The organism is Streptomyces cacaoi, assembly GCF_006539165.1.
Taxonomy (GTDB): Bacteria; Actinomycetota; Actinomycetes; order Streptomycetales; family Streptomycetaceae; genus Streptomyces; species Streptomyces cacaoi.
The window spans coordinates 1-11670 of sequence record NZ_BJMM01000096.1 but is presented as its reverse complement, the minus strand read 5'-3'; the positions used below and the strand labels follow the sequence as shown (position 1 = coordinate 11670).

At 73.3% G+C, this 11670-nt stretch carries 10 protein-coding genes; 6 read left to right on the top strand and 4 right to left on the bottom strand.

The window, feature by feature from the left end:
• Positions 1 to 173: 173 nt before the first annotated feature.
• Positions 174 to 746 carry a TetR/AcrR family transcriptional regulator gene (locus tag SCA03_RS33800; RefSeq protein ID WP_086816923.1) on the bottom strand — a complete coding sequence of 191 codons (573 nt, stop codon included), beginning with the start codon at positions 744 to 746 and terminating at the stop codon, positions 174 to 176.
• A 65-nt stretch (positions 747 to 811) separates the two neighbouring features.
• Here SCA03_RS33800 and SCA03_RS33795 point away from each other — a divergent pair, with 65 nt between their 5' ends.
• On the top strand, positions 812 to 1861 hold the full coding sequence (locus SCA03_RS33795; protein ID WP_086816921.1) for a zinc-binding dehydrogenase: 1050 nt from the start codon (positions 812 to 814) through the stop codon (positions 1859 to 1861).
• Positions 1862 to 2583: 722 nt separating this feature from the next.
• Here SCA03_RS33795 and SCA03_RS33785 read toward each other — a convergent pair.
• From SCA03_RS33785 to SCA03_RS33775, 3 genes are read right to left on the bottom strand one after another with little or no spacing between them, the layout of a single operon-like run.
• Entirely contained in the window at positions 2584 to 3432 is an 849-nt protein-coding gene (locus tag SCA03_RS33785) for a helix-turn-helix domain-containing protein (protein ID WP_030889196.1), read from the bottom strand.
• Positions 3433 to 3435: 3 nt separating this feature from the next.
• Complete coding sequence (locus tag SCA03_RS37385; protein WP_030874412.1) at positions 3436 to 3954, bottom strand: DUF6879 family protein; 519 nt, start codon at positions 3952 to 3954, stop codon at positions 3436 to 3438.
• Positions 3935 to 4201, bottom strand: coding sequence for a hypothetical protein (locus SCA03_RS33775; RefSeq protein WP_030874410.1), 267 nt, complete (start codon positions 4199 to 4201; stop codon positions 3935 to 3937). Before SCA03_RS33775 ends, SCA03_RS37385 begins: the two co-directional genes overlap by 20 nt.
• A gap of 363 nt (positions 4202 to 4564) precedes the next feature.
• Between SCA03_RS33775 and SCA03_RS33770 the strand changes: the two genes are divergently transcribed.
• From SCA03_RS33770 to SCA03_RS33750, 5 genes are all read left to right on the top strand, one after another.
• Entirely contained in the window at positions 4565 to 6835 is a 2271-nt protein-coding gene (locus SCA03_RS33770; protein ID WP_141275850.1) for a condensation domain-containing protein, read from the top strand.
• Between the two features lie 712 nt (positions 6836 to 7547).
• Positions 7548 to 8372, top strand: a complete 825-nt coding sequence (locus SCA03_RS33765) for a DUF6571 family protein (protein ID WP_086818366.1) — start codon at positions 7548 to 7550, stop codon at positions 8370 to 8372.
• 531 nt (positions 8373 to 8903) lie between these two features.
• The gene (locus SCA03_RS33760) at positions 8904 to 9743 is read left to right on the top strand and encodes an NmrA family NAD(P)-binding protein (RefSeq protein WP_030895217.1); all 840 of its coding nucleotides are present in this window, start codon (positions 8904 to 8906) and stop codon (positions 9741 to 9743) included.
• A 128-nt stretch (positions 9744 to 9871) separates the two neighbouring features.
• Positions 9872 to 10525: a hemerythrin domain-containing protein gene (locus SCA03_RS33755; RefSeq protein WP_030874400.1), complete on the top strand. Its 654-nt coding sequence runs from the start codon at positions 9872 to 9874 to the stop codon at positions 10523 to 10525.
• Between the two features lie 433 nt (positions 10526 to 10958).
• Positions 10959 to 11492 carry an anthrone oxygenase family protein gene (locus SCA03_RS33750; RefSeq protein ID WP_230989094.1) on the top strand — a complete coding sequence of 178 codons (534 nt, stop codon included), beginning with the start codon at positions 10959 to 10961 and terminating at the stop codon, positions 11490 to 11492.
• Positions 11493 to 11670: the final 178 nt, after the last annotated feature.

The following is an 11670-nucleotide window of genomic DNA, read 5'->3' as shown; positions in this document are numbered from 1 at the left end:
CGCCGGGTCGCCGGGTCGCCGGGTCGCCGGGTCGCCGGGTCGCCGGGTCGCCGGGTCGCCGGGTCGCCGGGTCGCCGGGTCGCCGGGTCGCCGGGCCGTCGGGTCGCCGGGCCGTCGTCCGCCGCGCTGCGGGGCCTGGCGAGCCGTCCGCCGGGCCGTCGGGCCGCCGCGGGTCACACGGCGTCGTCCGCGACCAGGGCGCGGGCCAGCGCGGTGGTCTCCGTCAGGGTGTCGAGCGCGAGCGGCTGGGTGGCGAGCGCGCCCTCGTGCAGGACGAGGAGCCGGGTGGCGAGGGCGGCCGGCCGCGGGCGGTCCGCCGCGGTGGCGAGCTCCTCGAACAGGTTCCGCAGCCACAGCTTCTGGTCGGCGGCGATGCGGTGGGCGGGGTGCGCGGGATCGGGGAGTTCGGCGAGCGCGTTGATGAACGCGCAGCCGCGGGCGCCGGCCCCGCTCCAGGTCCGGAGCGCCTCGAAGGGGGCGAGAACGGCCTCGGCGGGGGAGTCGCAGGCGTCGACGGCGGCCCGGACGTGGGACCGCCAGCGCCGGTCGCGTTCCGCGAGGTAGACGGCCACGAGCTGGTCCTTGGACCCGAACCGGTTGTAGAGGGTGCGCTTGGTCACGCCCGAGTGCTCGGCGATCAGGTCCACGCCGACCGCCGTGATCCCGCGGTCGTAGAAGAGTTCCTCGGCCGCCGCCACGATGCGGCGTCCCGCCGGCGTCAGGCTTCGCGTGTCCTGCACGAGCATTCCTTCACTGGTCGGTATAGGGTGGAGGTGTTCACAGATCAGTATACCTACGAGGAGGTTCCCCGATGGGTGTCCCCGCGACCATGCACGCAGCGCGCATCACCAGGCACGGAGGGCCGGAGGTCCTCGAACAGGCAGAGGTGCCGGTGCCGGCCCCGCAGACCGGAGAGGTACTCGTCCGGGTCAGCGCCGTGGCGCTCAACAACACCGACCTGTGGACCCGCGAGGGCGCCTACGGCCGTCCCGGAGACCCGAAGGCCACCTCGGGCTGGCGCGGCCCGGTCGACTTCCCCCGCATCCAGGGCGCCGACGTGGCCGGACGGGTCGCGGCAGCCGGGCCCGGCGTGGACGAGAGCCTCGTCGGCCGCCGCGTCGTCGTCGACCCGGCCGTCTACGACACCGACGGCCCGGACGCCAACCCGGTGGGCCTGATGGGCAGCGAACGCGACGGCGGCTACGCGGAGTACGTGACCGCCCCGGCCGCGCGCGTACACGACGTGACGGAGTCACCGCTCACCGACGAACAGCTCGCCACGCTGCCGACCGCCTACGGCACCGCACTGGGCATGATCGAGCGGGGCCGGCTGCGGGAGGGGGAGACCGCGCTGGTGTCGGGCGCGTCCGGCGGCGTCGGCATCGCCCTGGTGCAGCTCGCCCGCGCACGCGGAGCACGGGTGCTCGCGATCAGCAGCGGCAGCAAGATCGACGCCGTGCGGGAGGCCGGCGCCCACGAGGTCCTCGACCGCACCGGGGACCTCACCGGCCAGCTCGCCGCCGCCGCGCCCGACGGCGTCGACGTCGCGCTCGACGTGGTCGCCGGAGAGCTGGTGAGCGAGGGGCTGCCCCTGCTGCGCGAGGGCGGCCGGTGGGTCGTCGCCGGTGCGCTCGGCGGCTACGGCATCACCTTCGACGTACGCCGCCTCTACCTGCACAACGCGCAGCTGATCGGCTCCGCCATGCACACCCCCACCCACTTCGCCCTCCTGATGGACCTGGCCCGCACCGCCGCGGTCCAGCCCCTCGTCGCCGCGTCCTACCCCCTGGACCAGGCCGCCCGCGCCCAGGAGGACCTCTCCCACCGAACCCACGTGGGCAAGCTCGTCCTCCGCCCGTAGGGCCTGCCTTGGCCGCTGCCCTGCACGGGGGCCGGTCCACGGCCACGCGTCCGTTCCGGCGCGGCAGGGAGACCCCGTCCGGCGACAGGGCTGTGCACGGACGGGGTCTCATCACTGCGTCACAGGGGCAGCCGGGGGCTCACCCGTCGTCCCCGTCGTCCCCACCCCCCGGCTCGCGGGGAGCCTCCGGCGGCATCGGCCCTCCGTCGTGCTTCCCGCCGTCGGCTTGGGCGGCAAGTCGCAGATCGCGGGGGTGCCGGAAGGGTACGCCCCGCCACCCTTCCGTATCGGGCGTGCGTGTCTCGTACGTATCGACTGCCGCAGTGCTCATCTACCGACCTCCTCTTTCGCGAGGGGCCATGTCGCCGTAACGTCGGAGGGCATGGCCCGTGTGCCGCAGGGGTTCCTCTGCGGATGGGGCACCCGCTCCGGCGTTCGACCTGTCCAGGGCTTCGCCGCCGGAGCGGGAGTGTGGTCGCCACCACTGGCGCGCATCGCTGATCGGCCGGGGTGGGACGATATGAGCCGTGCGTGCTGCACAGCTCGGAGCGGCGGTCAGCGGGTGAGGCGCTTCGACAACGGCTGTATCCGACACGGTTGTTCAGGCGCGATCGGCTTCACCGGTGCCGTCCCTCCTGACGCAGCTGCTCCTGCCGTCCGATGACGACGTTAGGCACGGCAGGACCGCACCCCCCTGCTGATTGCGTGCGATTGCACGGCAATTACCTGAGCCGCTCCATGGCTGACATGATCAGTCCGCGAGCGCGTTCGCCGTACACCGCCATCCCGGCCAGCGTGGCGAACGTGTCGGCGTACGCCCGCACTTCGCTCGGCTGCGTCAACGTGAGGTAGCCGGAGACCAGCTCCACGTTGACCTGTGCGCTGTCATAGATCCAGAAATTCTCGGTGGGGAGTTGCCGGCGCTGCTGGGCCACGGGGATCACGCCGAGGCTGAGGTTGGGCAGGCCGCTCACGGCCAGCAGATGTTCCAGCTGTTCTTTTTGTGCTTCTCCCGTGCTGAGCGTGTTGCGGAGCACCGGTTCCTCGATCAGGAAGGCGAAACGTCGCTGCCCTTCGCGTAGTACATGCCGGCGCTCCATGCGTGCGGCCACGGCGTTCGGCACGTCGTCGAGCGGAACACGCTGCTGCTGGATGTTCCGCAGCACGTCCTCGGTGTACTGGCAGGTCTGGAGGAGGCCGGGAAGAGCCCAGGAACTGTAGGCCCGGAACCGGGTCGTGCGCAGGTACAGCGGCAGGCGCTCCTCCTGCGACCGACGTAGCCCGGCACGTTCCAGCCGGCGCCACGTCAGCCAGGTGCCTTCGACAGCCCGCAACGAGGCCACCAGATCGGCGGCCTGGTCCTCCACGCCGCACGCCCGGCACCATGCCCGGATGTCCTCGGCGCTGGGCTGGGTCTTCGCGGTCGATATCCGGGACACCTTGGACGGATGCCAGCCGCACAGTGCGGCCAGGTCCTTGCCGTCGAGCCCGGCGTCTTCGGCCAACTCCCGCAGTCGGTAGGCCAGTTCCCGGCGCGCTCGCTGTGCGCTGGATGAGTGTGACTGGGGCATGGTTCAGTCGACCGGCTTGTACTCCTCGTGCGGCGTGGCTCGTTCCCAGACCTCGTGGAAAGCGCTGGTGCACCAGGCGGCCAGCGCGGGGTCCGTGACGTACTCACGCTCGATCAACGCTCCGTCGCCGCTGAAATGGTGGAACAGCACCAGCTCGCCGTCGAAGACCCAATAGTCCACGGCGGGCACCGCCAGATCTCTGGCGCTGCGCCGAGGGAGCCAGCGGACCTGTTCACCAGCGGCGAGGTTGGTCACTGTGTAGGCGTACTCCCAACGCACGTACTCCGTCAGCGGTTCGGAGACCACCCGCGCACGCCGGACACTCACCCCGCGGCAAGTGGCAGCGTGCACGACGTCGTGCCAACCCTCCCACCAGTCGGCCCTGTTGCCCGGCGTGAACGTACGGCGTCCCTCTCGCCATGCGAGGAAGTCCGGGTCCGTGCTCTGGTACGTGTCCCGGACCTCAAGGTGCAGGGCGGACCGTCGGGTGTGGGAGAGGGGCTCACGTGCCGGAGGCTTCATCGGCGGCGTCTCCGTCGGGGCGAGGAATGTACTGGAGCATGACCTTCGGCAGTCGGATGACTGCCTCGTGTTCTGGAACGTCCGTCCCGTGGCCAGGGACCGATCCGACTTCCTGGCACGCCTTCCTCTCCTCATCGGTGGCCCGGTAAGACTGGATCAGCAGATCCCCGCTGTCCTCGTCCAGCCAGATGGTGGGCGAGTCGTCCTTGCCGGTGTTCGGAATGATCCCGAGGAACCGCAGTTTCATGTCTGCCTTCTTCCTCCACGGCGCCGATTGCGGGCGATTGCACGACTTTCACTTCGGGGCCCCGCGCCGTCAAGAGCGCGAAGGGGGCGCACGCCCGCCAGCCCCCCCGAGGACCGCTCGGGTTCGCGTCGAGGTGTGGTCGAGGAATGCGGGGTGGGGGCGGGGGTGTGGCTACCGTGCGGGGACGGTGCCGGGAGGTGTGCCGCCGGTGTGGCGGTCTCGCCCCGGTGCGCGCGGGCGGTGGCCGGTGCGCTCTGCGCGTGGGTCCGTAAGGACGGGGAGGGGGCGTTCGGGATGGCGGCGGAGTCCGGGGCTGCCGGGCGTGGCCCGGGGGGCGGGCGGCGGGGCAGGGCGGCGCGGGCCGTGATCGTCGATCCCGGGCGGTGCACGGTGCCGGGCCCCCTCGTGCTCGAACTGCGCTGCCCCGCGGGGGAGATGGTGTACGACCGGATCGGCCCCGCGCTGGGCCGGATCGCCGCGCACCGGCCCACGGCCCGTACGCACCACTGGGAGCTGCGCCCGGCCGGGCCCGGCCGGGCCGTGCTCACGCTGCACGGGCCCGACCCGGAAGGGTTCCCGGTCGGGCTGCTGGCGGACCTGCTGACCGCCGGGGGGCCGGACGAGGCCGGGCCGCCGGCGCCGGACTCCGCGTCGGACCCGGGGGACGTCCCTGCGCCCGGCCGCACGCGGGGTTCCGAGGGGGAGGCGGGTGCGGACCCGGGCGCCGGGGCGGAGGAGGAGCACGGGGCGGTCGGTTCGGGTGGCGCCGGGAGTGCCGTGGTGGGGGCGTCCGATGAGCGGGCACGGGGGCCGGGTGTGTGCCGGGCCGGGGCGCACGACGGTGCGGCGGAGGCCGTGCGGCGGGTCGGGGTCAGCCCGTTGCAGCGGGAGTTGCTGGTGGGGGAGGCGGCGGCACCCGGGGGAGGGCGGCACGTCGAGCAGTCGCTGTGGGCCTGGCACGGGCCGCTGGACACGGAGCGGTTCCGGCGGGCGTGGCAGTCCGTCGTCGACCGGGAGCGGGTGCTGCGTGCCGCGTTCGAGAACGCCGCGGGACCGGCCCCCGCGCTGCTGCTGCACGAGCGGGTGACGGCCGAGGTGCGCTGTCTGGCGCACGGTGCGGCGGACTGGGCCCAGTTGGTCCAGCGGGACCGGCGGCGCGGCATGGACGTGCGCCGTCCCGGTCCGCTGCGGATCACGCTGCTGGGCGGGGTGCGCCGCTCGCCGGACACGGACGGGCCGCTGCCGCACCGGTTCGTGCTCACCTACCACCACGCGCTGCTGGACGAGTGGAGCGTCCGGCTGCTGCTGCGGGAGTTCTGCCGCGCCTACCTGGCCGGTGGCCGGCTGCCCGGCGGCGAGCGGCGTCCCGACGTGGCCGACCATGTGCGCTGGCTGGAGGGCCGGGACCCGGGCCCGGCGCGGGAGTTCTGGTCGTCCGTGGCGCCGCCGGCCGGCGCGGGACCGGTGCCCGTCGCCCTGCCGGCCGGTGCCGAGGAGCCCGCGCGGGGCACCCGCCCCGGGCGGGCGCGGGCCCGGCTCACCCCGGACGAGACGACACGGCTGGCCACCTGGGCAGCCGACTGGGGCGCCACCGAGAGCAGCGCGCTCCAGACGGCCTGGGCGCTGCTGCTGCACCGCGACTCGGGCGCGGAGGGGCCGCGCCCCGTCCGCTTCGATGTCGCCGTCTCGGGGCGGGGCGTCCCGCTGGACGGGGTGGAGCGGATGGCGGGCGCGCTGCGCAACCCGCTGCCGGTGTGGATCGAGGTGGACCCGGGCGGCACCGTGCCCGCGCTGCTGCGGGCCCTGCGGGACCGGGTGCTGGACATGGGCGGCTACGAGTGGGTCTCCGCCGGGCAGGTGGCGGAGTGGACGGGCCGGACCGGGACGGCGGGCCCCGGTGAGACGACGCGGGGGCCGGCACCCGACGAGGAGCCCGGCAGCCTCCTGGTGTTCAAGAGCCGCCTGCGGCCCGGACCGCTCGACGGACTGGCCGAGCACGGCATCCGGATCGAGGAACTGGGCACCCTGGACGCCCCGTCCGGGCACGCCCTCACCCTGGTCGCGCACCACGACGACACCGGCGGGCTGGTACTGGCCGCCACGCACGAACTGCCCCGGCCGGGCGAGGCGCGCGGCCTGCTGCGGGAGGGCATGCACCTGCTGCGCGAACTGCCGCGCGCCGCCGACGGTTCGACGACGATCCGCCGGGTGCTGGAGCTGGTGGGCACCGCCACACCGGACGGCGGCGCCCCACGCTGTCCGCACGTCGCCACCCTGCGGACCGCGACGCGGCCCGGCGCCGGTGCCGTCTGCCTCGTCCCGGCGCACGGGGTGCCCCGCGCCCGGTACGAGCAGGTGGCCCGCCGCTGGCCGGGCCCGGAGGCGCTCGTGCTGCTCGATCCCGTGCCGGGGACGGTGCCGGAGCGGCGCACGGCACTGCGGTCGCTGGCCGCGCACGGCGCCTGCCCGGTACTGGGCGGCTGGTCCGGCGCGGGCAGCACCGCCCACGAACTGGCCCGGCTGCTGGCCGCGGCCGGGTCCCGTGCCCCACTCCTCGTCCTCGTCGACGGCTCGGCACCGGCCGACGCGCTCGCCCGACTGCTGGCCACCGCGGCGGCGGAACGGGCCGGATAGCGGGCGCTGTTGACGGCGTCCGTCGACGGCGTCCGTCGTCGGCGTCGGCTGCCGGACGAGCGGACGGCGGCGGGGTGCGGGACGGACACGGTGCCGGGGAGCGGTCGGTGGGGAAGCCGGAATCCGGCAAGCCCACGCAGGGCCGTTCGCTCCATTCGACACCCGGGCGGGCGTGTGCCCCCCCGTCTGGCGCGAACCGAGGCCGTTGCGACGATGGCCGATGCCCGGTCCAGCTCACCTCGGGAGCCGAGTGCGTCCAGCACGGCCCGGTGCAGCTGTGCATGGCTGAAACGGGAGGAAAGCGCGCCAAGTTGGGCGTAGGAGGGGAGGGGGCGTGGGCTCCGACGCAAGTGAGCGCGTACAGACTCCGGACGAGTGGGAGAAGTCGCACCGGCAGAAACGGGATCCGGGCCCGCCGGGTGGGAGTGCGCCGACGGATGGTGATATGGCGCACAAGGAAGAGGGCAAGCGGCGGATTGCAGGCTACGTTCGCGAGGTCGCGGGTCCGAAGACTCAGACGGCGGGTGCCGTGCCCAGAATGGCTGTCCGTGACTTCGGGAAATGATCGATGAAAGAGCTGAGGAAGCCGGGGTGCCGGATGCTGACATCGTGAACAGCGGCGGACTATGGGGGATCTCGAAGGTGATGCGCACACCTGGTGCAACTCCGGGTTCAGTGAGACCAAGGGGTGCACGTCTGGGGAAATCGGCTAATGGGGAGTAAGCGTAAGAAGTCCTGTTTCGCCGCAGGTGTTATTGCGCTGGTCGGCGTGGTAGTGCTGGCGTTTTTCCAGTGGCAGCGGGGGGATCAGCAGGAGGCGCGGGAGAGGGATTTCTGTTGGGACGTTGTGGCCAAGGTCTCGACTGATGGTCGCGGCGGTGAAGGAACGTTGGGGAAGTGTGCTGCCGCGCTGGAGCGTGAGATGAGCCGCGAAGGCAGAGCACGCAAGCAAGTGGTTGCTGCCTACGGTCCGCACGTTGCCAAGAACCCCGAATTCATGCCTGGCGCCGTGCGCCGGGCCGTTGCGAAAGTGCTCGCTCGGTATCCGGGCGAGGTCTTCGGGAGTCTGGCCCGGGGAGGAGCCCGGCAGCCCGGGGAGGAGCCGCTCTTTTCGCGTGACCGCCTGGTGGCTGTTACGCGCTCTGTCGTTCGGGACAGTGAGGCATGGCGAGCCGTGAGAGAGGCTCAGGAGACATACATCAAGAAGCAGATAGACGGGTTGGACCACTCGGACCTGGCGCGCACTCCCGCAGAGGGCAGGTCCGACCGGGCCATGGTTGTCGCGGATCAGACGGGTCGTGTCACGGGGACACTGAGCAAGATTCAGGCGCGAGCGCTGGGGGAGGGGGACGACCAGCGTGAGCAGAGGATCAAGGAGTACGAGCGGCACGGATACCCGTGGCTGCGCGAAGCGTTCCAGCACCGGGCTCAGGAGGTCGGGGTCCCGACCTCCGCAATCGTCGACAGCGCAAGTCGTATCTCAGAGCTTGTTCACGCTGCCCACACGGCATTCCTCCGAGCAGGGGCCGTTGCGTGATTGCGTTTCCTTCGGGGCGCCGTGCCGGACCCACTGGGCCGGAGCCGCGCCGGCGATGCCCTGGAGCGGGCGACCGGCGCCTTCCTCGCCGCCCGCGCCGTCCCGGCCGGCCCTGACTGCGGGCGATCATTCCTGACGGCACGGCACGGCACGGCACGGCACGGCACGGCACGGCGCTGGAGAATTCCTCGAAGAATGGTCGAGGAGTGCTCGACGGGGGTTTTCCGGTGCGGGGAATTCGCCGGAGCGGGCGGTGTGTTGCGCTTCCGGCGGGGCGGTCGGATTTCCGGTGGCGTGGTGCCGTGCGGAAGGGCGCGACCCCGTGTGCACACGGCATCGGCGCAGCTGGAAGCCCGCTCGGGAGTCGCTGGAGAAAGGGCTTTCCGCGATGGCCTCAACTCCCCTTCGCTGTCAGGCTGTTCGGAGTTCACGCGGTAGCTCGCGCTCTTGAGGACTCCTTTGGACGGCCGCGTATGGAGCTGAGCGTTGTGGCTATGGCTCGACCCACCGCACAGGAGTTGACTGCATTCCATGACGAACACAGAGAACACCCAGAACGCACAGCAGGGCACGATTCTGGTGATCGGCGGTACCGGGAAGACCGGCCGCCGGGTCGCCGAGCGGCTGACGGCGCGCGGCCACAGCGTGCGCGTCGGCTCGCGGTCGGGCGAACCGCCCTTCGTGTGGGAGGACTCCAGCACCTGGGGGCCCGCGCTGGAGGGTGTCACCGCCGCCTACATCACCTACTACCCGGACCTGGCCTTCCCGGGCGCCACCGAGCACGTGGCGGAGTTCTCCCGGTTCGCCGTCTCCCGCGGCGCCCGCCGGCTGGTGCTGCTGTCCGGGCGGGGCGAGGAGTTGGCCGTGGCCGGCGAGGACAAGGTCAAGGAGTCCGGCGCCGACTGGACGATCGTGCGCTCCAGCTTCTTCAACCAGAACTTCGACGAGAGCTTCTTCCGCGACCCGGTGCTGGCCGGTGAGCTGGCCCTGCCCACCGGGGACGCCGTGGAGGCGTTCGTCGACGCCGACGACATCGCGGACGTCGTCGTCGCCGCGCTCACCGACGCGAAGCACATCGGGAAGACGTACGAGCTGTCCGGGCCGCGTCTGCTGAGCTTCCACGACGTGGCGGCCGAGCTGAGCAAGGCCATCGGCCGGGAGATCAGCTACATCCCGGTGACCAAGGACGAGTACCGGGCGGCGCTGGTCGCCGAGGGCCTCCCGGAGGACTTTGCCGAGCTGTTCGAGACCGTCCTGGACGGCCGCAACGCGCACCTGGTGCACGGCGTCGAGGAGGCGCTCGGCCGTAAGCCGAAGGACTTCTCCGCATTCGCCCAGGAGGCGGCGGCACGCGGTGCCTGGAACGTCTGACCCGCGCCCGGAGACGGTGCCGTGGCCGCGCCCCGCACCACCGGCCGGCCGCGGCACGGTGCGACACCGTGCACACCGGAGGGAGCGGGCGCGCTGAACGCCCGCGTAACGCAGAGGAGTCGTCAACCGTGACCACGAACGCGCCCATGAGCAGTGAGCGGCTCGACTCCCTGCCGGGCCACTTCCACGGATTCGCGCTGATGCATGTGGCGATGCGGCGCGACGCACGCCGCCTGCTCGCCGCGGTCCCCGCGCTGAGCCCCGCCGGGCTGCCGGACGCCGGCCGCTGGTGGGGCAGGCTGCGGGACGTCATCGAGTGGCACCACCGCAGCGAGGACGCGTTCCTGTGGCCCGAGCTGGCCCGCCGGCTGCCCGAATGCGCCGGGCAGGCCGAGGCGTTGGCGGGCGACCACGCCGAGCTGGAGGCCGCCATGGCCGCCGTCTCGGCCGCGCTGCGCGACGCCGGGCCCGCCGCGCTGGGGGCAGCGGCGCAGCGGTTCTCCGACGTCCTGTGCGCACATCTGGCGGACGAGGAGCGGGTCGCCTTCCCGGTGTTCGCGAGGCTGACGGTCCGGGACTACCTGGACCTGGAGCAGCGGCTGGTGCGGACCGCGCCGCGCGGCGTGCTCGCGTATCTGCCGCCGTGGATGCTGGACGGGGCGGAGCCCGCCGCCGTGCGGCACGTCGAGGCGACGATGCCGCCGCCCGTGCGGCTGCTCGGCCGCACCGTGCTGCGCCGCCGCTACGAGCGCCGACTCACCGCCATCACCCACCCGGCCTGACACGTGATGCCCGGTGCCTGGCATTCGGCGCCCCGTGCCTGACGCCTGCCGCCTGACGCCCGGCAACTGCTGACTGGCGCTGGGCGCCTGACGCCTGGCGCCTGCTTCCGAGCACTTGTCGCCCGCCACCTGGTGCCCGCCGCACGGCACTTGACACCCGACACCCGATACCCGACGCCTGGTGCCCGGCACGTGGCACGTGCTGCCTGGCGCCTGCTGCCTGGCACCCGACGTCCGACACCTGTTGCCCGGCGCCTCGCGCCTCGCGCCTGACGCCGGGCGCCCGACGCCCGACATCCGACGCCCGACGCCGGGGCCGACGCCCGCCTCCCCGCGTGCCGCGCCGTACCCGACGTCCGCTCTTCCGTCCTCCCCACCGAGCCGGGCGGCCCCGCGCCGGGGTCGCCCGGGACCGCCGCAAGGAGGGTCACCCGTGACCACCGAACCGACCGCACCGGCGCAGCCGGGCCCGCGTGAGGGCGCCGGGCCCGCGCTGTACGCCGCGACCATCGCCATGGGGCTCAGCGCCGGGCTCTACTTCGCCTTCGACGTCTCGGTGATGCCGGGGCTCGACCGGGGCGACGACCACACCTACGTCCTGGCCATGCGGAACATCAACGAGGCCATCGAGAACGGCCTGTTCGGGCTGGTCTTCTTCGGTGCCTTCCTGGCCACCGGGCTCGCCGCGGGGCAGCTGCGCCTCCTCGGCCGGCGGGCCGCGGCCCGGTGGGCGTGGGCCGCGCTGGCGCTCTACGGCGGCGTCGTGGCGCTGACGACGGTCGTCAACGTTCCCCTCAACCGGCGGCTGGCCGCGGGTGGACTGTCCGGCGCCGCCGGTGAACTCGCCGCCCTGCGCGGGGCGTTCACCCGGCCGTGGACGCGGGCCAACGCCGTCCGCACGGTCGCCTGCACGGCGGCCCTGGCCTGCCTCGGCCGCGCCCTGACCCTGCGCGGCCGGGCGGTCTGAGCCCTTCCCCGTCGCCGCCCGGAGCCCGAGCCCGCCCGCCCCGTCCCCCGTCGGGGCGGGCGTTCCGCTGCCGCCGCCCTGGGGGAGCGCGCCGTCCTCCGTCCCCCCGGTGGGCCCGTGCGCGCACATCCAGTGCCCGGCCCGGGACGGCCGGTCGTACAACGGGCACCAGTCCCGG